This is a genomic window from Gordonia sp. N1V, from assembly GCF_029269935.1.
GTDB lineage: Bacteria > Actinomycetota > Actinomycetes > Mycobacteriales > Mycobacteriaceae > Gordonia > Gordonia polyisoprenivorans.
The window spans coordinates 116,248-140,009 of sequence record NZ_JARJDD010000015.1; the positions used below are offsets into that span (position 1 = coordinate 116,248).

At 67.1% G+C, this 23,762-nt stretch carries 23 protein-coding genes; 7 read left to right on the forward strand and 16 right to left on the reverse strand.

The features are described from left to right. Positions 1-25: 25 nt before the first annotated feature. The 3 genes from P3L18_RS19075 to P3L18_RS19085 all read right to left on the reverse strand — a co-directional run bounded on the left by P3L18_RS19075 (position 26) and on the right by P3L18_RS19085 (position 3,828). A complete protein-coding gene (locus P3L18_RS19075; protein ID WP_276114919.1) occupies positions 26-1,663 on the reverse strand; it encodes an HNH endonuclease signature motif containing protein in 1,638 nt (545 codons plus the stop codon). Between the two features lie 535 nt (positions 1,664-2,198). After that, the gene (locus P3L18_RS19080) at positions 2,199-2,762 is read right to left on the reverse strand and encodes a dihydrofolate reductase family protein (RefSeq protein WP_276114920.1); all 564 of its coding nucleotides are present in this window, start codon (positions 2,760-2,762) and stop codon (positions 2,199-2,201) included. 40 nt (positions 2,763-2,802) lie between these two features. Next, positions 2,803-3,828, reverse strand: a complete 1,026-nt coding sequence (locus tag P3L18_RS19085; protein WP_276114921.1) for a bile acid:sodium symporter family protein — start codon at positions 3,826-3,828, stop codon at positions 2,803-2,805. A 90-nt stretch (positions 3,829-3,918) separates the two neighbouring features. Here P3L18_RS19085 and P3L18_RS19090 point away from each other — a divergent pair, with 90 nt between their 5' ends. Beyond that, entirely contained in the window at positions 3,919-4,752 is an 834-nt protein-coding gene (locus P3L18_RS19090) for a LysR substrate-binding domain-containing protein (protein ID WP_006367706.1), read from the forward strand. Positions 4,753-4,761: 9 nt separating this feature from the next. Here P3L18_RS19090 and P3L18_RS19095 read toward each other — a convergent pair whose 3' ends face one another. The 3 genes from P3L18_RS19095 to P3L18_RS19105 form a co-directional block, all read right to left on the reverse strand. Further along, positions 4,762-5,706: a glycoside hydrolase family 43 protein gene (locus tag P3L18_RS19095; protein ID WP_079932045.1), complete on the reverse strand. Its 945-nt coding sequence runs from the start codon at positions 5,704-5,706 to the stop codon at positions 4,762-4,764. 84 nt (positions 5,707-5,790) lie between these two features. Beyond that, the gene (locus tag P3L18_RS19100; RefSeq protein ID WP_079932046.1) at positions 5,791-6,306 is read right to left on the reverse strand and encodes a GNAT family N-acetyltransferase; all 516 of its coding nucleotides are present in this window, start codon (positions 6,304-6,306) and stop codon (positions 5,791-5,793) included. A gap of 63 nt (positions 6,307-6,369) precedes the next feature. Next, entirely contained in the window at positions 6,370-7,251 is an 882-nt protein-coding gene (locus tag P3L18_RS19105) for an SDR family oxidoreductase (protein ID WP_276114922.1), read from the reverse strand. 85 nt (positions 7,252-7,336) lie between these two features. On the opposite strand from P3L18_RS19105, the gene P3L18_RS19110 reads away from it, so the two are divergent. Together P3L18_RS19110 and P3L18_RS19115 are read left to right on the forward strand one after the other, a co-directional pair. Beyond that, positions 7,337-7,915 carry a TetR/AcrR family transcriptional regulator gene (locus tag P3L18_RS19110; RefSeq protein WP_079932048.1) on the forward strand — a complete coding sequence of 193 codons (579 nt, stop codon included), beginning with the start codon at positions 7,337-7,339 and terminating at the stop codon, positions 7,913-7,915. Positions 7,916-7,923: 8 nt separating this feature from the next. After that, positions 7,924-8,757 carry a chromosome condensation regulator gene (locus P3L18_RS19115; RefSeq protein WP_079932049.1) on the forward strand — a complete coding sequence of 278 codons (834 nt, stop codon included), beginning with the start codon at positions 7,924-7,926 and terminating at the stop codon, positions 8,755-8,757. Positions 8,758-8,796: 39 nt separating this feature from the next. Here the strand turns inward: P3L18_RS19115 and P3L18_RS19120 are convergent, their stop codons facing one another. The 4 genes from P3L18_RS19120 to P3L18_RS19135 form a co-directional block, all read right to left on the reverse strand. Continuing rightward, complete coding sequence (locus P3L18_RS19120; protein WP_139765895.1) at positions 8,797-10,284, reverse strand: MFS transporter; 1,488 nt, start codon at positions 10,282-10,284, stop codon at positions 8,797-8,799. Between the two features lie 178 nt (positions 10,285-10,462). Next, positions 10,463-11,542, reverse strand: coding sequence for a redox-regulated ATPase YchF (gene ychF / locus P3L18_RS19125; RefSeq protein ID WP_006367714.1), 1,080 nt, complete (start codon positions 11,540-11,542; stop codon positions 10,463-10,465). Positions 11,543-11,593: 51 nt separating this feature from the next. Continuing rightward, complete coding sequence (locus P3L18_RS19130; RefSeq protein ID WP_231386950.1) at positions 11,594-12,757, reverse strand: AI-2E family transporter; 1,164 nt, start codon at positions 12,755-12,757, stop codon at positions 11,594-11,596. 198 nt (positions 12,758-12,955) lie between these two features. Beyond that, positions 12,956-13,234, reverse strand: coding sequence for a hypothetical protein (locus P3L18_RS19135; RefSeq protein ID WP_014360687.1), 279 nt, complete (start codon positions 13,232-13,234; stop codon positions 12,956-12,958). 132 nt (positions 13,235-13,366) lie between these two features. On the opposite strand from P3L18_RS19135, the gene P3L18_RS19140 reads away from it, so the two are divergent. Genes P3L18_RS19140 through P3L18_RS19155 form a run of 4 tightly spaced genes read left to right on the forward strand, consistent with a single transcriptional unit; the run spans position 13,367 to position 18,002 of the window. Next, positions 13,367-15,004 (forward strand): Ada metal-binding domain-containing protein, encoded by a 1,638-nt coding sequence (locus tag P3L18_RS19140; RefSeq protein WP_079930416.1) that lies wholly within the window; start codon positions 13,367-13,369, stop codon positions 15,002-15,004. A gap of 10 nt (positions 15,005-15,014) precedes the next feature. Beyond that, the gene (locus P3L18_RS19145; protein WP_079930417.1) at positions 15,015-15,629 is read left to right on the forward strand and encodes a methylated-DNA--[protein]-cysteine S-methyltransferase; all 615 of its coding nucleotides are present in this window, start codon (positions 15,015-15,017) and stop codon (positions 15,627-15,629) included. A gap of 59 nt (positions 15,630-15,688) precedes the next feature. Next, positions 15,689-16,924 carry a DNA recombination protein RmuC gene (locus tag P3L18_RS19150; RefSeq protein WP_276114931.1) on the forward strand — a complete coding sequence of 412 codons (1,236 nt, stop codon included), beginning with the start codon at positions 15,689-15,691 and terminating at the stop codon, positions 16,922-16,924. Between the two features lie 46 nt (positions 16,925-16,970). After that, positions 16,971-18,002: a DUF6542 domain-containing protein gene (locus tag P3L18_RS19155; RefSeq protein ID WP_276114923.1), complete on the forward strand. Its 1,032-nt coding sequence runs from the start codon at positions 16,971-16,973 to the stop codon at positions 18,000-18,002. A gap of 33 nt (positions 18,003-18,035) precedes the next feature. Here P3L18_RS19155 and P3L18_RS19160 read toward each other — a convergent pair whose 3' ends face one another. The 6 genes from P3L18_RS19160 to P3L18_RS19185 form a co-directional block, all read right to left on the reverse strand. Beyond that, positions 18,036-18,623 (reverse strand): nucleosidase, encoded by a 588-nt coding sequence (locus P3L18_RS19160; RefSeq protein WP_006367721.1) that lies wholly within the window; start codon positions 18,621-18,623, stop codon positions 18,036-18,038. A 22-nt stretch (positions 18,624-18,645) separates the two neighbouring features. After that, positions 18,646-19,437: a fructosamine kinase family protein gene (locus tag P3L18_RS19165; protein ID WP_238534721.1), complete on the reverse strand. Its 792-nt coding sequence runs from the start codon at positions 19,435-19,437 to the stop codon at positions 18,646-18,648. Then, positions 19,418-20,350 carry an SDR family oxidoreductase gene (locus P3L18_RS19170; protein ID WP_014360691.1) on the reverse strand — a complete coding sequence of 311 codons (933 nt, stop codon included), beginning with the start codon at positions 20,348-20,350 and terminating at the stop codon, positions 19,418-19,420. Before P3L18_RS19170 ends, P3L18_RS19165 begins: the two co-directional genes overlap by 20 nt. Before the next feature lie 32 nt (positions 20,351-20,382). Then, positions 20,383-21,480: an N-acetylmuramoyl-L-alanine amidase gene (locus P3L18_RS19175; RefSeq protein WP_079930421.1), complete on the reverse strand. Its 1,098-nt coding sequence runs from the start codon at positions 21,478-21,480 to the stop codon at positions 20,383-20,385. Positions 21,481-21,703: 223 nt separating this feature from the next. Next, complete coding sequence (locus P3L18_RS19180) at positions 21,704-22,852, reverse strand: GTP-binding protein (RefSeq protein ID WP_079930422.1); 1,149 nt, start codon at positions 22,850-22,852, stop codon at positions 21,704-21,706. Further along, the gene (locus tag P3L18_RS19185; RefSeq protein WP_079930423.1) at positions 22,849-23,745 is read right to left on the reverse strand and encodes a rhodanese-related sulfurtransferase; all 897 of its coding nucleotides are present in this window, start codon (positions 23,743-23,745) and stop codon (positions 22,849-22,851) included. The genes P3L18_RS19180 and P3L18_RS19185 overlap by 4 nt, the downstream gene beginning before the upstream one ends. Positions 23,746-23,762: the final 17 nt, after the last annotated feature.

Here is a 23,762-nt window from a genome sequence, read left to right on the forward strand (position 1 = left end):
TTCCACCCCACAGCAAAAGCGACCGTCACCGCGGATAGGTGACAATCACCTGCCCACTCCGCCGACTCCGCCACTCCACCCGCCGATCGGTGTAGAGCGTCGGCACCCACTCCGCGAGATGCTTGCGTTGATGATCAGCCCGACACAGCGGGATCAGATCACTGAGCACCGTCCAGCCCCCGGCCTCGGGGTCGGTGTGGTTGAACGGCCGCCAATGGTCGAGGTCGCACAGGTGTGACGGCCTCCCGCAGAACGGAAACCGGCACCACGCATCATTGGCCAACACCTCAGCGCGCAACGCGGCGCTGGGTGCATACGTCAATGCCCCAGGTGGCGGCACGGTGTGACCACCGTGTCCGGTCGGATCCGCCGGCGGGGCTTGCGGCCGGTCGGAAATCTGCGGGATGAGTGGTCCCGCGGCACGGGCGGATTCGGGGTAATGGATGGTCTTCGCGACCTCGGACAGGGTGGTGGCGTAGTCGCGGTCGATCGGCCCGTACCCCTGCAACCGGGGCACGAGAATCCCGTCCGGATCCTTCAACACCGTCAACACAGGTGCCCCGGGCACCACCAAGGCCCGCCCGAACGCCACCGGCACCTCCTCCGGCGTCGGCTCATCCATGGGATCGGGGATGTCGGGTTCGACGACCGGCTCCACCACATCGACAGGTTCCTGTGCCCGCGCATTGGAAGGGGCCGGCGCACTGGAAGCTTCGATGTCCTCGACTTCAGGCGCATCCGCGTCAGCGGGTTCGGGGAGCAAGTTGTCCCACTCTGCCGCGTCCTCGGCGTCAGAGGGTGTTTCGGCCGACCCGTTGCTGTCGGTGCCACCACCTCGTTTCGGGCAATCATCTTGTCCGCATTCACAGTCGAGGTGCGCCCCCGGGACGCCGGTGATCTCACCAAGTGCGATCACCCGCAGCGATCCCACGCGGCGGGTGTCCTTGCGGCAGGTCCGTTCATCGATGAGCGCGTTGATCTGCGTCGTGAGAAACACCCCATAATGGGCGGGAACAACCGCACCCAGAGAGGAGTGTCCAGCGACATCGGAGGTGATGGTCACGTGTCCCACCAGGTCGGCGATGTCTTCGCGTTCCTCGGTGACACTGTCGGGGTTCATTGAAATCAACGCAGCGTCGAGCTGTTGCGCCAGAACCGGATCGGTGGTGGCGCGGGATCCGTAGTCCAGGACGATCTCTTCGAAGGACATCTCGGACTCGTCACCGGTATCGACGCTGTCGCTGTCGGTGTCGGTGTCCGCGCCACGTTGGGCGCAGCGCGCCATGATCGAGGCCCGGTTGGTGGACAGTTCCCCGTTCAAATACGCAGCGCGGATCAGGGGGAGTTCTTTGAGGAGGTCCGCCAGAGCTATCCAGCTGCCGGCTTTGCTGCGGGAGACCTTGAATTGCAGAGACACTTCGGCGCGTGCGAGTTTGTCGGCGTGCTCGATCACCGAGCCCCACACCTCGACCTCGGACTGGCCCGCCAAACGCTCCCGATACACCCGATCCGCCAACGCGGCGGCAGCAAGCACCGTCCGGGCTTCGTATTTGCGGGACTCGCGTAGCAGGTCCGGACCGGTCTCGGTGAGCTCATCGCGCGACATTGCGGCGATCGCGGCAGCGTCGGCATCCGGATCAGTGAACGTCAACGTCGTCGACACCCAAAACCTCCCCTCCCACGATCGGACGTGATGAGAACAAGTGTACGAAGGGGTACCGACAAAACCGGTCCGACGATCGCGCGGCTCGGGAAATCTGTGGACAACTTTTTCGGGCGATTCGACTGGGCGCTCTATTGCGTCGACTGGGCGTTAAACTTCGTCGACCGGGCGCTCGATTACGTCGGGTGGGTAGTGGATGTGGTTGCGATACTTGTCATCTCACCAGGGTCTCGAGGCTCGCCGCACGCGGCTCACACCTCGACCATCGGGGGGAAGCGTTCGAGTGACGCTCCGGGCCTTCCCATCCGATGGTCGAGGTGCCGAGGAGCGATAGCGACGAGCCTCGAGACCCCTCTCGCCGATGAGTATCCCCACCACCCGTGGAACCGAACCAGCACCGGCGCAAGCGGTCTCGAGGCTCGCCGCACGCGGCTCGCACCTCGACCATCGGGGGGAAGGGCCGAACATCCGGGGGGGAAGGAGCGAGCAATTCGGTGAGAGGAATGAGCGGCAGATAGCGATGCCCAGCGCACCCTCACCTAGGGGCGTAATGCAGATAGACGGTGCCGTTGGCGAAGGTCCGCTGCTCGATGAGCCGAAGGTCGAGGGCAGCGTCGGCGGGCAGGGCACGCAGTCCCCCTCCGACGATCACGGGGACGACGACCAGCCGGAAACCGGAGACCATTCCGGCGCGGATTGCAGTAGCCGCGGTGGTCGGCCCGAAGATCTCGACCGAGCCAGGAGCGCTCTCGGTGAGCTGCCGTAGTTCTGCGGTGTCGAGCTCTCGTACCAACCGCGAGCGATCGGAGGAGAGATCGTCGGGACTCATCGTCGTCGACACGACCACTTTCTCGATCGTCTGCCATCGGCGGGCGAACTCATGTTCTGCAGCCGTCCAGCTCCCGTCCTCCGGAGGGCTCTCCCAATACCGCATCAGGTCATAGGTCTTGCGGCCCAACACCTCTGCGGAGGTCTCCGCCATCCGATCAACATGCATGTCGAAGATCTCCGCATCCGGAGCACCCCAACCGAAATCGCCATCGGCGTCGGCGACGTAGCCGTCGAGGGACATGCTGGTGGTGTACATCAACTGTCCCATGCGCCGACCTCCTCGTGGCGAAATCTCCGTGGCGCACACCCTACGGAGAACGGACCACGAAATCCAGAGTCGGGTCATCGCTCGGGGTACCTGCGCGCTCAGCTGCCATACGGCCGTGGTGGGCGGCGAGCATCGAGCACACCAGCAATTGGATCTGATGAAAGATCATCAAGGGCAGGATGATCAGGCCCACCGGCGCTCCAGCGAAGAGTACTGCGGCCATGGGCAGACCGGCGGCCAGACTCTTCTTCGATCCGCAGAACTGGATGACGATGGCGTCGTCGCGACCGAAGCCCAAAGCCTTTGCAGCCCATCGGGACAACACCAACACCACTCCGAGGACGCCTGCGCACACCGCCATCACCACGGCGATCGACCCCACGCTGACCGACGACCAGATGTGCTCGGCCATACCGGCGCTGAACGCGGAGTACACGACCAGCAGCACCGAGCCGCGGTCGACGGTCTTGGTCAGCAAGGGGTGTCGTCCGAGCAGTCCGGCGACCAGCGGCCGACACACTTGGCCGGCAAGGAACGGAAGCAGCAACTGAAGGATGATCTCGCCGAACGATTCCGCACTCACGTGGACTCCGCCGGTGGTGGTCATGAGGGCGACGACGAGCAAAGGGGTCAGCACGACTCCGAGAAGGTTCGACAACGACGCCGACACGATGGCCGCCGGGACGTTTCCGCGGGCAACCGAGGTGAACGCGATCGACGACTGCACCGTGGACGGCACGAGACAGGCGAACAGCACACCGGTGTAGAGGGCACTGCTCAGCACGTGTGGGGTCAGCACCCGCAGCGCGAGGCCGATCAGCGGGAACACGACGAAGGTGACCGCCAGAACCGTCAGATGCAGTCGCCAATGGCGTGCTCCCGCCATCGCCTCGGCGGGCGAGAGCCGCGTGCCGTAGAGGAAGAACAGAAGCGCGATGGCCGCTTTCACCATTCCGTCGAGAATCGTCGCCGCCGCGCCCGCGACCGGAAACACCGATGCGAGCGCCACCGTCACGAGGATCGAGAGCACGAATCCGTCGATGGGGAGCTTCCTGAGCAGTCGCATGAGACATAAGTCAACGCCCGTCGGAGCCATTCGGAAACACGTTGATCACGATTATTGTGATCGAGTTTGTCGATAACTAGCCTGAGATGTGTGCTCGATCCCACCGCGCTGCGCACCTTCCTCACCGTCGTCCACACCGGCGGGTTCTCAGCCGCGGCACGCCAGCTCGACGTCGGGCAATCCACTGTGTCCGGCCACATCGCCCGCCTGGAGAAACAGGTCGGCAGAACGCTGTTGCGACGCGATACGCACTCGGTCGAGCTGACCGCGGACGGCTCGGTGATGGCCGGCTTCGCCCGCTCCATCCTCGACGAGTGCGATCGCGCGCTGAGTTATTTCACCGATGACGGCATCACCGGACGCATCCGCTTCGGGGTGTCGGAGGACCTTGTGGCCACGGGGACGCCAGAGATCCTGCGCCGCTTCCGGACCGACCACCCGCGCGTCGATATCGAGCTGACCATCGGACTCAGCGAGGACCTCCACACGAGCCTACGTGCGGGTTCACTAGATCTGGTTTTGGCCAAACGCAATCCGGGCCAACGGCACGGACAGTTGATCTTCACCGAACCGCTGGTCTGGGCGGGCGCGCCGGACACTGTCCTGCGGCCTGGTGACCCGATTCCACTCGTGACCTTTCCCGAACCCAGCATCTCGCGCACCGCTGCGCTCGCCGCACTCGCCGACGCGGGGCTCGATCACCGCATCACCTGTGTCTCCAACAATCAGCAGGGGTTGCGCGCCGCGGTGCTGGCCGGGCTCGGTGTGATGGTGCATGCGCGTCGGCTCCTGCCCGCCGACGTCGTCGAACTCGACGGCCTGCCCGACCCGGGACTCACCGAGGTCGTGGTGATCACCCGGCGGCGGCCGGCGACGCGCGCCGAGGCAGCACTCCTCGCTGTACTGCGGTCCGCGACGTGGTGAGTTCCCGCATCACACCGGCTCGCGAATCACTCCCGCGTGTCGCACCGTTCCGGACAGGCCCGGCAGTTCTTTGGGAGCCGTCCACGTCCGCAGACCGTCGCCACTGTCGGAGTAGAGGTATTTTCCCCTGGTGTAGGCGTCGAAGTACATCCGCCATGCCCCACCGGGCAGTTGGATGACCGACGGCCCTTCCACGAAGGTGCCCCAATTACCCGGTGCGACAAAGGTGTAGGGCCCGGCCAGGGTGGGGGCGACGGCGTGCTCGATGACCTTCTTGGTCTCGTTCTTGGTGAATGCGTGGTAGGTCGAACCCGCCTTCACGATGGTGGTGTCGATGTGGTCGGCGCCGATTCCCGCGAGCGGCACCGGCGGCCCCCAGTTCCGCAGCGAGGAGTCCGTCGCCGTCATCAGATACGGGATGAACCCACCGCCGGTCGACATCGACAAGATGATGTTGACGCGACCGTTCTCGACGAACCAGTCCGGCGCCCACGCCTTGGTGGTGAACGGCGACAGTGAGGGCAGGTCGCTCGACCCGGCCGAACCCGACGAACCCAGCGCACCCAACGATCCCTTGCCGTCGCCGGTACCGGGAAGAAGGAAGCAGCAGAACGGGACTGCCAGGTTCTGCATGAACGTCCAGTGGGTGAGGTCGGTGCTGCGCGCGAACCCGATACTGGCGCCGGCGGCCGTGGTGTAGGTGAGGTAATACGACCCGTCGGTGCTGCGGAAGATCCGTGGGTCGCGCACCAACCCGGACGGCGGACGATACGCCGCCTTCTGGAGGACGTCGAAATGAGTGCCGTCGACGGACTGGTAGACGTCCATGTCACGATCGCTGGCGTTGCTGAACGCCACCATCGTGTATCGCCACCCGGATTGTGGTGCGGCTCCGGCCGTCCCGGGAACGGCGAACAGCAACCCCGCGACAGCCAGGATCGCCGATATTGCCACGCATATCGTCCGCTTCGTCACCGAAGCAGTATCGGTGATGGGCGACAATTCAGAAACACCTCGGCTCACACGGGTACCACATCGTTATCCCCCGGTTTCGCCTGAGATGACTTTTCTCGCAAGGAAGACCAGGTCGTAGGTCCCGACATTCCGGCGACGGAACTCTCGAAAACCGAAACGGTTATACAGGCGAATGTTCGCGAGACTGCGCTCACCGGTGAACAGTTCGAGTCTGGTGACAGCACTGGGCAACCACACGTCGACCGCGTCGAGCAGACGACTGCCCAAACCCCTCCCCTGCAGGTCGGGCGCGACCGTGAGACGACCGAGTTCAGCGGTGTCACCGTGCAGGGTGAGTCGTACTGCGGCGACCAGACGTGCTCCGGAGGCGATTCCCAGGGCGATCACCTCCGGGCTCCGTAATTCGTCGACGATCTCGTCGACGGTCTGATCCAGCGGGGGCAGCTGCAGGTCGTTGTGCAGCTTCGCCTCGGTGACATACGCGGCCCGTTGAAGAGTCAGAATCTCACCGGCCCGCTCGACACCGATCCGGTGGACGTCACCGAAGTCGCGGTCGGACGAATCGACGTCGGTCGTCATCGGTTCGCCTTTCTGACGCTGAGGCCCGGCTTCGGGACCGAACTCGGACGCCAATCCTATGTCTCACGGTTCGATGTTCTCCAGATCCTCGAGCAGGCTCGGATGCGCCGGCGTCCAACCGAGCGCTTCGCGGGTGTGCGTGCTCGTCGAGGGTTGATCCACCGCGAAGATCGGACCGAACGCACCGAAGCTCTCGGTGGGAATCTGCTGCACCGGCAGTCCGAGCCGCCTGCCGATGACCGAAATGATGTCGGCGACTGTGTCGCCCTCGTCGGCGACCGCGTGCCACGCTGTCCCGGCCGGCGCCGATTCCAGCGCGAGGCGGAACAGTGTCGCGGCGTCGCGGGCGTGCACGGCCGGCCAGCGCTGTGTGCCGTCGCCCGGGTATCCCGCTACGCCGCTGCGTCGTGCCTGTTGGGTCAGCAGGCCGGCGAACCCACCCTCACCATGGTTGTGAACCGTCCGCGGCAGACGAATCGCACTGGGGCGCAAGCCTTTCGATGCGAGGTCGAGTAGCGCCATCACCGATCGCGCCCGGCCGCCGACGGGACCGTCGGTGGGCAACGGATCGGCCTCGGTGGACGCGCGCCCCGGAATCCACGGCGTGCCCGACACCGTGACGATCGGACGGTCGGTGCCGATGAGCTCATCCCCGATCGCCGACAACGCGGCGGTTTCCTGGGTGATCGCCGCGGCCAACGCGTCGGCTCCGTGGTCGCCGTGATCGAAGGCGAGGCTGATCACGCCGTCGGACTGCGCGACGCCGGAGCGCAGCACGTCGAGATCGGACAACCCGCCGCGCAAGACCTGCGCACCGGCGTCGGCGAGTGCCTGCGCGGACCGGTCGGAGTGAGCGAGGCCAAGCACGGTGTGGTCGTTACCGAGCAACTCTGAGACGACGGCGGAGCCGATGGTGCCGGTACCACCGGTGACGAAGACGTGCATGGATCTCTCCTGACGAGTGATGCGACTGTTGTCTCATCACTGTAGCGCGCTGACGGGACATGTGTCGCATCACTATGATGGCCACATGGCTCGATGGGAACCCGGCGCGCGCGAGCGCCTCGTCCTCGCCGCAGTGGACCTGTTCAACGAACACGGCTACGACGCGACGACGGTCGCGCAGATCGCCGACCGTGCCGGAGTCACCCGCAGCACCTTCTTCCGGCACTTCTCGGATAAGCGCGAGGTGCTGGTGGCCGGCCAGGAGACGCTCAGCCGCCTGATGGCGGAGGGAATCGCCGAGGTATCCGCCGACGCGACACCACTCGGCATGGTCAGCGCGGGTCTCGAGCGTGCCGCCGGCGAGATGGGGCCGATGAATCGGGAACTCGGACCGAGACTCAGCGCGGCGATCGCTGCCAGCACCGAACTCCAGGAGCGCGACGCCCTCAAGAGCGTCGGGCTCGCCGCCGCGATGACCGACGCCCTCATCACCCGCGGCGTTGCGGATGCGACCGCGCGGGTCGCCGCCGAACTCGGTGTGCTCGCCTTCAAACAGGGATACGCGAAGTGGACCGAGGGCGAGAAGGACGACGGCGCGCCGCTCGTGCCGTTCGTACTCGAAGCGCTCAGCGAATTACGCTCGGCCGCAGGGTCACTGGGCTGATCCCGCACATGAACACGCTGGCCGCAGGCCGACGACACTCGGTCGCGTGTCGGGAGGACGGGACGGCAGCGGCGACCGGCGACGGTCGCGCCGGCGAATGTGACGTCTCGTCGTGGTCGGGTATCTGTGCCGTGGCTGCCGGCAACGTGCATGCCGCGCGCAATACCGGCCGCTCCCATAGCGTCGGGTTGCGCAGCGACGGAACGGTTCTCGCCACAGGATGGAACGGTGACGGACAAACCGACATCGGCCGATGGCGTGAGATCGTCGCCGTGGCAGCCGGATGGAGAACCACTCTCGGCCTCCGCTCGGATGGCACCGTTGTCGCGACCGGTCGCACCGCGGAGGGTCAGTGTGATGTGGCCGCGTGGAAAGACGCCATCTCGATCGCGTGCGGAGACTGGCATTCGGTCGCCGTATTGGCTGACGGCACAGCACTATCCACCGGCAGCAATCGGCGCGGGCAGTGTGTGGTCGGCGGCTGGCACGACCTGATCGGCATCGGCGCAGGCTACCTGCACACCGTCGGCTTGCGCGTCGACGGCACCGCGCTGGCCACCGGCGACAACACCGGGGGCCAGTGCGATGTCAACCGATGGCGCACCGTCGTCGCGGTGTCGGCGGGCAGCCACCACACGGTGGCGCTCCTCGCTGACGGAACCGTGCGGGCGGTCGGCGACAATCACCACCGACAGTGCGAGGTCGCAGAGTGGCGTGGCGTTACTGCCGTCGCGGCCGGATCTGCGCACACGCTCGGACGTCTCGACGACGGAACCGTCATCGCGACCGGAGACAATTCGCATGGTCAGTGCGACGTGAGGCCCTGGCGCCTGCATCGATGACCTGCCGCTCACCCGAGCGGCGCGCCCCCGCGTGGCAAGTCAGGTACTCGCCGCGGAGGCGCTACGGCCTGCAGCGACGGCCGACGCGAGGGCAGCCAGTGCTGCGAGAGCAGCGAAGCCGAGCAGCACCAGCCAGGCCCAGTGCGCCGCCCCCACCAGTGCATTGTGTGCCGCGCCGGCCGGATCGGATGCGTCGCGTCTGCTGTCGTGTCCGGCAACGTGCAGGGTCAAGGTGACAACGGCAACGCCGGTGGCCACTCCAACATTGCGGGACAATGCGATCAACGATCCGGCGGTACCGGTTCCGCGAGCTGTGGCCGCGGCCATCACCGAGGCGTTGTTGGCAGGTACGTACACCCCGAGGCCGATGCCGAGGACCGCCAATGCAGGGACAATCCACGCAATCTCGGTCGGCCGGGACGCGAGCGCCACAATCGCTCCGAGAATCGCCACACATCCCACATCGGTGCGCATGGAGTTTCCGGCCCAGGAGTGCAGCCACGCGGTGGAGGCAACGGTCGCCGTGAGGAATCCGGCGGGCATCGCGAACAGGATCACGCCGGTCGCCGACACCGACCAGCCCAGTGGGACGAGAAGTTGCGGGATGAGCACGGTCGGCGCGATCAGCAAGAGATAACTCACCATGGCGCCCAGCGCGCCGATCGCGATCTGTGGGGTGCGCAGCGTCGGCGGATCGATCAGCGGTGCGCCCGCACGCTTTTCTCTCCGCCAGAACACCGGGAGAATAAGTGCGGGACTCACGAGCAGGATGAGTGACCCGACCAACCCCAGCGGCAAGCCGGAGAGCCCGGACAGACCGACCAGCAGCCCGATGGCGGCCAGCGTGAGCAGAGTGGTTCCGGGCCAGTCGAATCGGGGCATCGAACGCCGTTGTGTCGCGTCGGGCAGGAGCACAAGCGCCGAGACCACCGCGACGACACCGATCGGAACGTTCACCCAGAAGATCGACCTCCATCCGAAAGCGTCGACCAGGAAGCCACCGCTCATCGGCCCGAGCGCCAGGCCCAGAGACTGCACGGCGGCTTGGACGGCGAGCCCGTCGCGCAATCTTTCCTTGGGAATGTTCTCGGTGACCATTGCGATGGCGTTGCCGGCAATCGCTGCTCCACCGGTGCCCTGCAGCACCCGAAACGCGATCAACGAGGCGAGGTCCGGCGCGATGCTGCAGAGAATCGAACCGACCGTGAACATCGCATACCCGTAGAGATACAGGTTCTTGCGTCCCCAGCCGTCACCGAGTCGCGCGCATGGCGCGACCAGCGCCACCACCGTCAGCACGTAGGCCACCGACACCCACTGTGCCGACGCGAGCGACGCGTCGAAGGACCGCTGCAATGACGGCAGTGCCAGTGTGACGATGCTCGAGTCCAGCTGAATCATGAACGCGCCGAAGCTGATTCCGGCGATGGTGTACCAGTGGGACCGCGAGGACCGCTCGACCCATTCCGGTCGCCGGGGCAACTTCATGGCCGGCCGACGAATGCGCACTGCGCCTGCACTGTTCACGATCAGCCATTGTGCCCATCATCAGGCTCTCCGGCGTGGGACTCGCCGAATCATCGGAGCTGATGCCCTACATGGAGAGAGGATTCCGATGAACGAAGCGATTCACTTCGCCGATCGGCGAGTTCATGTCGCCGATGGACTTGATCGCGGGACGAACCAGGACGCACCATGTCCAGCGCTAAACGTTGAAGCGGAACTCCACCACATCCCCGTCGGCCATCACGTAGTCCTTGCCTTCCATGCGCACCTTGCCCGCGGCTTTGGCTGCGGCCATCGAGCCGGCGGCGTCGAGGTCGTCGAAGGAGACGATCTCGGCTTTGATGAAGCCCTTCTGGAAGTCGGTGTGGATCACGCCTGCGGCCTGGGGCGCGGTGTCGCCCTTGTGAATCGTCCACGCGCGCGACTCTTTCGGGCCGGCGGTGAGGTAGGTCTGCAGGCCCAGGGTGTGGAATCCGGCACGCGCGAGCGACCGCAGGCCGGGCTCGTCCTGCCCGATGGAGTCGAGGAGTTCCTGCGCGTCGGACTCGTCGAGTTCGAGGAGTTCGCTTTCCACCTTGGCGTCGAGGAAGACCGCATCCGCTGGTGCCACAGCGGCTTTCAGCTCCGCCTTGCGCGCGTCGTCGGTCAGCACCGACTCGTCGGCGTTGAAGACGTAGAGGAACGGCTTGGCGGTCATCAGATGCAGTTCGCGCACCGACGACAGGTCGAACGAATCATTCTGCGCGAACAGTGTTGTGCCACTGTTCAGGATCTCCTGCGCCTTCTGCGCGGCGGCGAGCACCTCGGCGGTGTCCTTGTTCTTGCGGGCTTCCTTCTCCAGCCGCGGAATCGCCTTCTCCAAGGTCTGGAGGTCGGCGAGGATCAGCTCGGTTTCGATGACCCCGATGTCTGCGAGCGGATCCACCCGACCGTCGACGTGCACGACGTCGTCGTCGGCGAACACGCGCACCACCTGACAGATCGCGTCGGCCTCGCGGATGTTGGCCAGGAACTGGTTGCCCATGCCCTCACCCTCCGACGCGCCCTTGACGATGCCGGCGATGTCGACGAACGACACGGTCGCAGGCAGGATGCGTTCACTGCCGAAGATCTCGGCGAGACGGTCGAGCCGTGTGTCCGGGAGCTCGACGACGCCGATATTGGGCTCGATGGTGGCGAACGGGTAGTTCGCGGCGAGCACATCGTTGCGGGTCAACGCGTTGAACAGGGTGGACTTGCCGACGTTGGGCAGTCCGACGATACCGAGGGTGAGACTCACGGGCGCCCAGTCTATCGGGCAGCTCTCGGCACACCGAGGCCGGTGACGGACTCAGGCGGTGCCCGGCACCGCCCCGCCGGTGTCCTCGGCGTCCTCCGAGTCCTCATTGGCTCCCACACCCGGTCCGCCGTCGTCGGATGCCTCGTCGAGAGGTGGCGGCTTCTCCCCCACCCGGATCGCGATCTGCTCGTTGAGGTACCGCAGGATGACGGCGATGGTCGCCGCGGCAGGCACCGCGAGGAATGCGCCGATGATCCCGAACAGGCTGCCGCCCAGGGTGACCGCGAGCAACACGATCGCCGCATGCAGGTCCATCGACTTGGACTGCAGCCACGGCTGCAACACATTTCCCTCGAGTTGCTGTACGGCGAGGATGATGCCGAGGACGATCAGCGCCGTGGTGAGTCCGTTGGACACCAGCGCGATGAGCACCGCGAGCGCGCCCGCGACGAAGGCACCGACGATCGGGATGAAGCCACCGAGGAAGGTGATCACCACCAACACCCCCGCCAGGGGGACCTGCAGGATGAACAGTCCCGCACCGATGAGCGAGGCGTCGACGAAGCTGACGATCGCCTGCGTCCGGATGAAGCCGCCCAACGAGTTCCACATCCGTGACAGCACCTCGCCGAGGTGCGCACCCGCCGGATGCCCGATCGTGCGCTGCAACCACGGAACAAAGCGCGGGCCGTCCTTGAGGAAGAAGAACACCAGGATGAGCGTCGTGAACAGGGTGATCAGCACCGACGTCGCGGTGCCGATACCGCTGAACACCCCGGCCGCAATGGTGCTGGCACTGGATTGCACACGTTGGGTGATCGCCGACACCAGGCCGTCGATCTGCTCATCGCCGAGATTCAGCGGCGGACCCTGGACCCAGTCCTGGAGTTTGTGGACACCGCTGACGGTGCGGTCGGCGAGCTCCGGCGATTGATCGACGATCGAGGGCACGATCAGCCCGATCACCCCGCCGAGCAGGCCCACCGCGACGAGCATCATCAGCAGGGAGGCCCCGGCGGGCGGCACCCCGTGTCCCCGCAGCCAGCGCACCGGCGGCCACAGCAACGTGCACGCGATGATCGCGAGGAGGACCGGGAGCAGGATCACCCAGACCTCACCGACCACCCACATCACCACCCAGAGGGCGCCGACCACCAGGATGAACTGCAACCCGACGATCGAGGTCGACCGCAGGCCACTCAGGAACACCTGCATTCTCGAGGGGGCAGCGGGTGTGGCGACGCCGGTGTCGGCCGGGCCATCTGCAGCAGGGTCGGGCAGCGGCGACGAATCGTCAGAATCGGTCACGCCACGATCCTCACACACCACCACGACGAGACTCCCGAGCGAGGGCGGCGCGGCGCGGGCTCGCCCTTCTCAGCGCAACGGATCAGTGACGCCGAGCGAAGCCGGTCAGCGACGACGCAGGAAGCGCAGCACCAGCGCACCGAGCGCATCGGCCGCGACCAACTCCGCCTCCAGCGGCGACAGCGGACGCACCGGATCGTCGGTCTCGATCGAGTCGGCGCCCGCGAGATGTGTCCGTGTCCTGCGCTGACGGGCGCATTCGGCATCGATGGTGTCCGGTCCGTACAACCCGCGCATGATGTCGAGTCCCCAGTCGGGCAACTCCGCGAGCGGGGTCTCCGGCTCCTGACCTCGCTGTCGAGGGCCGTCGAACTGCGTGCTCATGCAGACATCGTGGCACGAAGTGTTAGCTACGTCACTCAATTGCCGAACCTGGGCGACCGAGTGTCGCCGGTCCGGTGAAGCGATGGCCGATTCCCGCCAGAAAAGCCCGCCGGGCGGTGAGAGGGTGGAGCCATGACCGCTTCCACCGACGCGCCACCCCAGTCCTCGACGACGGCAGGCACCGACCCGGTCCGGGCGTCGACGGGGCTCGATTTCGAAGGGTGTTACCGCGCGCTGCAGGCACGGGATGCGCGTTTCGACGGCCAGTTCTTCGCCACCGTGCGCACCACCGGAATCTATTGCCGGCCGTCGTGCCCGGCGCAGACCCCGCGACCCGAGAACGTCGCCTTCGTCGCGACCGCGGCCGGCGCGCAGGCGGGCGGATTCCGTGCCTGCCGGCGCTGCCTGCCGGACGCGGTTCCCGGTTCACCGCGCTGGAATCTCAACAAGGATCTCTCCTCACGGGCGATGCGGCTCATCACCGACGGGGTCATCGAACGCGAGGGGGTCGGTGGTCTCGCCGGACGACTCGGGTATTCGACACGGCATATGACACGGGTGCTGACCACCGAACTCGGTGCCGGCCCGCTCGCCCTCGCCCGGGCGCATCGCGCGACCAGCGCGCGAATCCTTATCCAGTGCACCGATCTACCGATGTCCGACATCGCCTTCGCGGCCGGGTTCACCAGCGTGCGTCAGTACAACGACACCATCCGCGAGGTGTTCGGCCTGACCCCGCGCGCGCTGCGCTCGCTGCGACGGGCCAACTCCCGCAGTGACATCGACACCCCGACCGCAGCATCCGCGGCCACCGGTAGAGGCGAGCGATCGTCGGCGATCACGCTGCGCCTGGCATACCGCGAACCGTTCGACACCTCCTGGTTCGGGTGGTATCTCGCCGCGCACTCGGTCGACGGCGTCGAGCGGTATCGACCCGACGCCGATCGGCAGTGGATTCATCAGCGCGTGTTGACCCTTCCGCACGGGCCGGCGCTGGCGGAGACGACGCCCGGCGACGGATTCCTGCGCGTGCGACTCGAGCATCTGGACCTCCGGGACCTGAGTGCCGCGGTGAATCGACTGCGCCGGTTGTTCGACCTCGACGCCGACATCGTGGCCGCAACCGACGCCCTGTCCACCGATCCGGCCCTCGGCCCGGTCGTCGGCGTCGCACCGGGGGTTCGGGTACCCGGAAGCATCGACGGCGGCGAGTCACTCATCCGCACCATGATCGGCCAGCAGATCAGCGTCGCCGCCGCGCGGCGGCACGTGACGCGGCTGGTCGACGCCCTCGGTGAGCCGACAGACTGGCCGACGGCGGCCGGCGATGACGGGGGCGACGACGGTGCGCGATCGTGGCGACAGTTCCCGACGGCCGCCGCCATCGCCGAACGCGGCAGCACGATCCTGACCGGGCCCGCCCGCCGGATCTCGGCGATCGTCGGCGCGGCACAGGCGATTGCCGAACATTCGGTGGAACCACACATGGGGGTCGATGCGTCCGATCTTCATGCACAATTACTCGCCCTGCCCGGAGTGGGGCCGTGGACCGCCGACTACGTCACGATGCAGGTGACCGGTGACCCCGACGTCCTCCTTCGGCACGACCTCGTCGTTCGCCACGCCGCCCGCGATCTCGCCATCGACCTCGACGACACCGCCCAGTGGGCACCGTGGCGTTCCTACGCCTCGATGCACCTGTGGCGCCATCGGCTCATCCCCTCAGACGCCAGTACCCCGCCCACCACTACCGCAGACACGACCACCTAGGAGCATCCTCATGACCGACACCCTCGAAACACCCTCCACCCCAAGTACTTCCACCCCAGGTACTTCCACCCCCAAGGACGGCGTCGGCCTGTGGACGACGGTCTCGACGCCGGACGGCGCATTCACCGTCGTCGCCGACACCGACGGCATCATCCTGGCATCGGGGTGGACCGACACCCCCGAATATCTGGTCGCACTCGTGCACCGCGACCTGCGGCCACACGATCTGCGCGGTCCCGCAGAGCTCGGCCGCACACCGGAATTGACCACGATCACCGAGGCCGTCGAGGCCTACTACGCCGACGACTTCGGTCCGGCCGCGGCCCAACCGGTCGTCCAACGATCGGGTCCGTTCATCGAAAAGGCTTGGGCCGCATTGCGCGGGGTCACCGCGGGCACCGCGGTGACCTACACCGAATTGGCCGAGCGTGCCGGCGAACCGGCCGCCATCCGGGCCGCAGCCTCGGCCTGCGCGCGCAACGCCGCGGCACTGTTCGTGCCGTGCCACCGTGTGCTGCGGCGCGACGGCAGCCTTGGCGGATTCCGTTACGGACTGGACATCAAGCGGTCGCTGCTCGAACGGGAGACACCCGACCAGGAGGTACCCCTCCCCGACGCGGGCTGAACGACCGCATCGCGGGCGGCGAACCGATTCTGTCGGTGGTCGCGGGCAAGATCACCGACATGATCGGCATCGTGCTCGCATTCACCGTCGGCATCGTGCTTGGCGTCGCAATCGGTTGGCTCGCGTGCACGAGCCGATCGGCCGGCGCCGTCGCCGCCGCACGCGCCGAGACCGCGGCGCTGCGGTCCTCCCAGGACCTGGTCGGACGGTCGCTCGCGGCGGCCTCCGAAGACGCAGCGCGGCGGCAGTCGAACGCGATCGGCGCCGAGCTCAGTCACATCGTCGATCCACTGCACACGCTGGTCGGACAGATGGCCGACGAACTACGACGTGTGGAACGCGACCGCACGAGTGCCTACGCCGGCCTGTCCGAGCAGGTACGGGGCATGCAGATGATGTCGACGCGGCTCTCCGATCAGACCCGGGCACTGACCAACGCACTACACACCCCGCATCTGCGGGGCCGGTGGGGTGAGGTCCAGCTCGAGCGGGTCGTCGAACTCGCCGGGATGACCCGCCACTGCGACTTCAGCACCCAGGTGTCGGCGAGTTCGGAGGCCGGGTCGGTCCGCCCCGACATGGTGGTGCACCTGGCCGGTGGCCGCGCCATCGTCGTCGATGCCAAGGTGCCCCTGCAGGCGTATCTGCAGGCCGCGGACTGCGAGGACCCGCAGATGCGGCGCGACCTGCTCTCCGACCATGCCCGCGCGGTGCGCGCACACATCACCGCGCTCTCGGCGAAGTCATACTGGTCGGCCTTCGACGACACCCCCGAGATGGTCGTGCTGTTCTTGCCCGCCGACGCGGTGCTCGAGTGGGCGGTGCGCGCCGATCCCACGCTCATCGAGTTCGGCATCACCAAGAATGTGGTGCTCACCACGCCGTCGAGTCTGGTGTCGTTGTTGCGCACCGTCGCGCTCGGTTGGCGGCACGACGCGATGGCACGTGACGCGGCGGTGATCCACGAGCTCGGCGTCGAGCTGCATCATCGGCTCGACTCGGTACTCGGCCATCTCGATCGGGTCGGGACGTCGCTGCGCAGGGCGGTCGATGCCTACAACTCCACTGTGGGAGCACTGGATTCCCGGGTCGGGGTGACCGCCCGCCGGCTGGCATCGCTGGAGGCGCTCGGCGATCTCGAGGAGCCCACCACGGTCCGCACGGTTCACGACACCGTCCGCGAGACCCGCACGGCTGATCACGGGGCCGGGTCGAGCCCGATCGCGCAGTTCGACGCGCACATCACACAGAACGGACATGGCGCCCCGATCGGGTCGCCGGATCGGCCAACATGACCCGGCGGTTGGCGGGAAATCGCGCTTCACCCGGTACCGTCTACATGTGCCCTTTCCGCAACGAAGCTCTCCCGCGGTGCCACTGGACCAGCAGTCGGTGCTGCCGACCGTCCGTGGGGTGCCCTGGTGGGGTGCCGTCCTCATCGCGACAGCGCTGACCGCGATCGGCGCGATCATGGACGCCAAGAATCACGGCAACCTCGGCGCGGTGTTCAATTTCTGCCTGCTGGTCGGGTGCTGCCTGGCCGCGCTCGCCGTACGTCGCCGGGCGTTATTCACCGCGGCCGCCCAGCCGCCGCTGATCGCATTCTGCGTCGGCGTGCTGGCGCTCTACAGCCTCAATGCCGGCAACGCATCCGGTCTCAAGTCCTTGGTACTCAAGGTGCTGCTACCGATCGCCGCCAACTTCCCGTGGATGGCCATCACCTTTGTGGTGACGCTCGTGCTGGTTCTGCTCCGGTGGTTGCTGACCCGGCCCGAGGGCTGGAACGCGAAACTCTGGGGCGGCAAGAGCAACAACCGGCCGCCGGCCAAACGACGCGCGAACAAGAGCACTCGCGCTGCGGGCACACGCGCCTCCGGCGCACGCACCGAGGGCGACAAGGCCACGCGCACTCGTCGGACCGAGACCGCCACATCGTCGAGCAGCCGCGCGGCGACCGCGCGCACGGGTTCGTCTCGTGCTGCCACGAGCACCTCGTCGAGCAGCCGCGCCGCCCGGCAGAAAGACGCCGACGCCCGCAGCACCGCATCGAAGCCCCGCGCGAGCGCATCAGTGGTCGGCGCCGCAGCCACCGCCACCGACGACTCCGGTCGGGCACGTCCCCGGCGAGCACGTGCCGGCGACGCGGCCCGCAAGACCACCGAGTCGTCGGAGGCACCGCGTCGTCGTGCCGGCGATGCCGGCCGACCCACCGCACGACCGGTCCCCGTCACCTCCGAGGAGACCACGCGCATCCCCGCGGATCAGGCCGACCGACCGCGCCCGCGCGCCCGCTCGGCGGCCGCGGACCTCGACCGGTACGAGTCCGGCGCTGCCGCCGCCTATCAGTCGACGCGCTCACGCAACCGCTCCTGACCGGCGCCTCGGTACGTCGCGCCGACGTACCTCCTACGCAATAAGGTGCTCGGACACCCACCGCCCGAGCGTGCGGGCCGCCTCGTCGACGAGTGACGGCCAGTCCATCGCCCCTTCGTCGGCGCCGTCGGTGACCACCTTCACCAGCCGGCAGGGCACCCCGAACGCCGCCGCCACATGGGCAATCGCCGCACCCTCCATGTCGACGAGATCGGCGCCGGCGGCCAGTTCGGCGCGGCGGACCGGGTCGGCGACGAAGGTGTCGCCGGTGGCAAGCACGGTGCCGTCGCCGTCCGGCAGCTCCCATCGGTCGACGATCGGATACCCCATCGCCCGCAGCTCGGTGCTGCTGATGTCGTGTTCGACGACGGCCGACGGTACGAACAGTCCCTCGTGACCGACCGGCAGATGGTGGTCGTGCAGCGCGCCGGCGGTCCCGATGTTGACGATGCGTGTCACCGCGGGTCCGGTGCTCAGTTCTCGGGTCAGCGCGACCGACGCGGCGACCTTTCCGATGCCGGTGACCAGAAGCCGGGTGCCGTCGGGGATGTGGCGTGCCTCCGACCGGGTCGCGGAGACGACCAGTACCCCGGTATCGGACGACGAGGAATCTGCGTGCATCCGATGATTGTCCGTCAGCCTCTCAGCGGGTGAGCGCGAGGGTTGCCTGCGCCGCCCGCCCCAACGCCGACCCGTAGGAGGGTCCGTGGCCTGCAGCGTGGACGGCCAGCGGATGCAGTTGGTGCAGCGGGATTCGGTCGCGCCACCCGGCCGCCAATGGGTGGGTCTGGTCGTAGGCGGAGACGATGGCGTCGAGTTGTGGACAGCCGAACAGCGCGAGCATCGCCAGGTCGGTCTCGCGGTGACCGCCGTGGGCGGCCGGATCGATCATCACCACTCCGTCGGGTGTCCACATCACGTTGCCGCTCCACAGGTCCCCGTGCAGCCGGCTCGGTGGCTCGTCGTCGTCGAAGACTCCGTCGGCGATGGCCGCACAGGCCGAGCGGGTCAGTTCCTCGTCGTCGGCGGTGAGATATCCGGCGCGGCGCGCGGGTTCGAGGTAGGGCTCGACGCGTTCGGCAGCGTAGAAGGCGCCCCAACTCGCGTGGGTGCGGGAACTCAGCGGCCGTTCGCCGATGAACTGTCGTCCGTGGTATCCGGCGGGCGGCGCACCGAACGAGTCGGCACCCGCGTCATGCATTCGCGCCAGAGCGGCGCCGAACTCGCGTGCGGCGTCGGCGTCGGGGAAGGCGGAGTCCAAGCGCTGCAACTCGATTCCGCTGTCCCACACCGCGATGACGTCGACGACGGGTGCTCCGGCCTCGGCCAGCCACCGTAGACCGGCGGCCTCGGCCGCGAAGAAATCCGGGTCGGCGTCACGGCGGGTCTTGCGGAAGACGTTCTCGTCCAAGGAGTTACCGCTCTCGCGCGGCATCCGGGTCGGCCGGCACGGTCTCGGTCCGCGACACCGCACTGATCCGGGCGAGATGTGCGAATCGATCGTTGGCGATGCGCATGACGATCTCGTAGGGCAACGCGAACTTGCGTGCCCACCAATACCCGAACCGGATGTCGAAGGAGGTGTAGACCATGAACCGATTCTTCTTGATCCCCTTGATGATCGCGGCGGCGGCGGTGTCGGGGGTGACCGAGACGCGATGAAATGCATCGATCTGCTTGGCCACCCGCGGGTCCGTGCGATCGATACCAACGATCTCGACGCTGTTGACCAAGGGAGTGGCGACCGCACCCGGGCAGACCAGTGACACCCCGATGTGGTGACGACGCAGGTCGAATCGCAGAACTTCCGAGACCCCGCGGATACCGAACTTCGATGCGCTGTAGGCGGCATGCCAGGGGAAGGCGAGCAGTCCCGCAGCCGACGACACATTCACCAAATGTCCGCCGTGCCCCCGCCGAACCATCTGTGGCACAAAGCATTCGATGATGTGGATCGGACCCATCAGGTTGACGTCGACGGCCGATCGCCAATGCCGGTGCTCGAGGTTCTCCACGGTGCCCCAGACCGAGATACCGGCGATGTTCATCACCACGTCCATCACGCCGACCTCGGAATCGACCTCATGGGCAAAGCTGCGGACCCACTCGTAGTCGGAGACGTCGCCCGCGGAATGGAAGGCGACGTGCCCGCCGGCCTCGGTGACGGTGGTCACCGCCTCGTCGAGCTTGTCGGCGTGCAGGTCGGTCAACACGAGTTCGGCGCCATCGCGTGCCGCGGCAAGTGCCGTGGCCAAGCCGATTCCGCTGGCCGCCCCGGTGATCAACACCCGGCGTCCGCGCAGGGTGGGAACCGGCGGGTCCATTCTGATCAGGTCGCGTAATGACATGACCTCGACCCTAATCCGACTGTCGAGGACACTCAGCCGATCGGTAGCTTTCCGTCGAACAGGCCGTAGACGATCTCGAGCATGGCGTTGAGCACCTGCGCCGACGCGTCCTGACCCTCGGTGAGCATCAACCGCATGATCTCCGCGGGATCCTTGGTGCCGAGCAGTTGCTGGATGAACGGAAGAACCGCCGACAGTTCATCGTCGTCACCGGACGACTGTGGGGTCGTCGTTCCCGGGGTCGCGGAACCCGGGGTCGTCGTACCGGGTGTGGTGGCACCGGGGTTGCTGACGCCGGGGATCGTGGCGGCCGCAGAGCCCTTGACGTAGTTGATGATCCCGTCGGTGATGGCCATCGAGTACTTGACCTGACCGTCACGGGCGGCCAACGCGGCGGCTTCCTGCGGGTTGGAAAGGTTGCCCATTTCGATGAAGACGGCCGGGACCTTGGTCAGGTTCACCGCCGCGATATCCGAGCGGGTCTGGATTCCGTCGTTCACCCCGGCGTAATTGGCGGCCGGGAAGCCCGCCTTGAGGAAGGCGTCACGCATGATCGTCGACGCCTTGCGGCCTTCGCCGCCCTGTACCTGATTGACCGTCGCATCCGGGATCGGCAGCGTCGGCACGATCATGTGGAAGCCCTTTTTGGTCGTATCCGTACCGGTGGTGGTCGAATCCGCGTGCAGGCTGACCGCGATGGCCGCTCCCGACCGGCTCGCCGCGGCAGCGCGCTCGTCGACGCATCCGCCCCAGCCGGTGTCGTCGGGTCGGCTCAGGACCACCCGCGCGCCCTGACTCTCGAGTCCGGCCTTCACCAGCTGCGCGACGTCCCAGTTGACGGTGTGCTCGGCCACGCCGTTCACCCCGGTCGCGCCGGTCGTCTGGCAGTCCTTGGTACCGCCGCGTCCGTCGGGAACCTGCTTGGCCAGGTCGTGGCCGGCCGCGCCGCCCTGATGGCCGGGGTCGAGGAAGATCGTCTTGCCCGCAAGGCTGGTGCCCGTGGCCGGTGCGGCCGATGCGGGTGCACTTCCGGTGGTGGCGGTGAGCACCGCCGACCCCGTCAGCAGGGCGACGGCCGCAGCCGTGATCGCGAGTCGCGCTCGCGAGCCTCGTCTCCGGGCGATCGACATGTTCGCACATCCTCAGCGTCGTCGTTTCGGTCGTCGCCACCCCAAGTCAAAGCAGCAACACTGGCCACAATAGCCACAGCTTTCACACAGTCAAACAGTCGCGGGTGAGATGCGGAAATCGGTGACCTGGGCTGATCGGATTCGTTAGCCAGCTGTGACGTGACGGGCACGGGATCGAGACACGGAGGTCAGCCTAGCCTGGGCGACCCGTGGTCGGCGCAGGTCAGCGCGCGGGCAGGTGTCGGGTGATGTGCAGGATGCCGTGCTCGTCGTCGGCGGTGGTGTCGTCGGCGACGGCCGCGGTCAAGACGCTGAGGACCTCGTCACGGTCGATCCCCGTTCCGATCGCGACGATGCTGGTCTGCCTGGCCTGGCCGGCCCACGAGTCGCGACGCACCTCGACGAAGCCGCCGACCCCGTGCACGATGTGGCGCTGCCGATGCCCCGGCAGGTCGAAGTGCGCGACTCCTTTGATCCGATAGCAACCGACCGGCGGCCGCTCGAGGAATCGCGCGAGCCGGCGCGGGTCCATCGGCGCGGTCGAGGTGAACTCGACCGAGGTGAACTCGTCGTGCAGGTGTCGGTGACCGTGTGATCCCGGCCCGAGATGGTCTCCATGGCCATGCTCGTGCTCGTCGGCGGTACCGCAATCCAGGGTCTCGGAGTCACGGCGTCCGGGATCATGGAGCAACGCATCGAGGGTGAGCTGCACCGGTCCTGTGTCGTCGCCGGCACTGTCCGGTGCGTCGGCATCCGGCGCGACGACCTGATCGAACAGCATCGCCGGGTCGACCCGGGCGTCGATCACCGAGATCTGTGCCGCGGTCGGGTTGAGCTCACGCAGGACCGTCGTGATGTCGTCGAGTGCCTCGGGCTCGACGAGGTCGATCTTGTTGAGTACCACCAGATCGGCGACGGCGATGTGCAGGTCGATCTCCGGGTGCTCGTGTCGGGTACGGGCGAACAACGCCGCATCGACGACGTAGACCAGTCCCCCATACCGCATCCGGGGGTCGTCGGAGCCGGTGACCATGCGGATCAGTGCTCGTGGTTCGGCGATGCCGCTGGCCTCGATGACGATGGCGTCGATACGGGCCGACGGCCGCAGGAGAGTCGACAGCGCGGCGTCGAGTCCGTCTCGGTCGACCGAGCAGCACATGCACCCGTTGGCGAGGCTCACTGCGCCGTCGGCCTGCCCGGCGACCAACATGGCATCGATGTTCACCGCTCCGAAGTCGTTGACCAACACCCCGATTCGCGCGCCGACGGAACCATCGCGACCGCCCTCCCGCAGCAGGTGATTGAGCAGCGTCGTCTTGCCCGACCCGAGGAATCCGGCGACCACGACGACGGGAACGCCTACCCGGCTCATCGCGGCGTCACCGACGGTGAGGGATCACCCGACCCGGTGACACCCGCGGCGGCGAGACAGTCGGCGCAGATGACCGCGAGGTCGCGACCGAGCCGATCGGGATGGTTGGCCACATTGCTTGTCGCCGATCCGCATTCGACGCAGGCCGCGATCACGTCGGGATGGTCGGAGAACGCGACGTTCATCCGGTTGTCGAACACGTAGAGCGAGCCCTGCCAGAGTCCGTCGTCACCGAACTCCTCGCCGTAGCGAACGATCCCGCCATCGAGCTGATAGACCTCCTCGAAGCCGCGGTTGCGCATGAGCGCGGTGAGCACCTCGCACCGCACCCCGCCGGTGCAGTAGGTGACCACCGGACGGTTCTTGAGGTGGTCGTAGGCGCCGCTGTCGAGCAGCGGCACGAAGTCGCGGGTGGTCTCCACCGGCGGGGTGAGCGCGCCGGCGAATCTGCCGATTTCCGACTCGATGCGGTTGCGGCCGTCGAGGAAGACGACGTCGTCGCCGCGCTGCTCGACGAGTTGATGCAGATCGCGGGGGGTCAGCCGGTCACCGCCACCGATCACGCCGGACTCATCGACCTTCAGTTCCTCAGGCGCGCCGAAGGTGACGATCTCCGGTCGCACGCGCACCGACAACCGCGGGAAGTCGTCGCCGGCGCCCTCCGACCACTTGATGTCGGCTTGGGCGAACGGGGGGTATTCGCGGGTGGCCCTGACGTACCGTTTCACTGTGGCGAGGTCTCCGCCGACGGTGCTGTTGATGCCGTGCCGTGACAGGATGATCCTGCCGCGCAACCCGAGAGAGGAACACACGGCCTGCTGCCACAGCCGGATCGCCTCAGGGTCGGGCAACGGGGTGAACACGTAGAACAGGACGATCTTGGGGGTCGACACAGTGCAAGGGTACGGAT

Excerpts from the sequence above, each read along its gene's own strand:
- P3L18_RS19105 (WP_276114922.1), bottom strand. The coding sequence starts at position 7,251 with ATGCACGTCTTCGTCACCGGTGGTACCGGCACCATCGGCTCCGCCGTC.
- P3L18_RS19165 (WP_238534721.1), bottom strand. The coding sequence starts at position 19,437 with ATGCCGCGCGAGAGCGGTAACTCCTTGGACGAGAACGTCTTCCGCAAG.
- P3L18_RS19085 (WP_276114921.1), bottom strand. The coding sequence starts at position 3,828 with ATGCGACTGCTCAGGAAGCTCCCCATCGACGGATTCGTGCTCTCGATC.
- P3L18_RS19180 (WP_079930422.1), bottom strand. The coding sequence starts at position 22,852 with ATGAGCCGGGTAGGCGTTCCCGTCGTCGTGGTCGCCGGATTCCTCGGG.
- P3L18_RS19100 (WP_079932046.1), bottom strand. The coding sequence starts at position 6,306 with ATGACGACCGACGTCGATTCGTCCGACCGCGACTTCGGTGACGTCCAC.
- P3L18_RS19160 (WP_006367721.1), bottom strand. The coding sequence starts at position 18,623 with ATGCACGCAGATTCCTCGTCGTCCGATACCGGGGTACTGGTCGTCTCC.
- P3L18_RS19115 (WP_079932049.1), top strand. The coding sequence starts at position 7,924 with ATGAACACGCTGGCCGCAGGCCGACGACACTCGGTCGCGTGTCGGGAG.
- P3L18_RS19135 (WP_014360687.1), bottom strand. The coding sequence starts at position 13,234 with ATGAGCACGCAGTTCGACGGCCCTCGACAGCGAGGTCAGGAGCCGGAG.
- P3L18_RS19170 (WP_014360691.1), bottom strand. The coding sequence starts at position 20,350 with ATGTCATTACGCGACCTGATCAGAATGGACCCGCCGGTTCCCACCCTG.
- P3L18_RS19110 (WP_079932048.1), top strand. The coding sequence starts at position 7,337 with ATGGCTCGATGGGAACCCGGCGCGCGCGAGCGCCTCGTCCTCGCCGCA.
- P3L18_RS19130 (WP_231386950.1), bottom strand. The coding sequence starts at position 12,757 with ATGCAGGTGTTCCTGAGTGGCCTGCGGTCGACCTCGATCGTCGGGTTG.
- P3L18_RS19150 (WP_276114931.1), top strand. The coding sequence starts at position 15,689 with ATGATCGGCATCGTGCTCGCATTCACCGTCGGCATCGTGCTTGGCGTC.
- P3L18_RS19145 (WP_079930417.1), top strand. The coding sequence starts at position 15,015 with ATGACCGACACCCTCGAAACACCCTCCACCCCAAGTACTTCCACCCCA.
- P3L18_RS19080 (WP_276114920.1), bottom strand. The coding sequence starts at position 2,762 with ATGGGACAGTTGATGTACACCACCAGCATGTCCCTCGACGGCTACGTC.
- P3L18_RS19175 (WP_079930421.1), bottom strand. The coding sequence starts at position 21,480 with ATGTCGATCGCCCGGAGACGAGGCTCGCGAGCGCGACTCGCGATCACG.
- P3L18_RS19140 (WP_079930416.1), top strand. The coding sequence starts at position 13,367 with ATGACCGCTTCCACCGACGCGCCACCCCAGTCCTCGACGACGGCAGGC.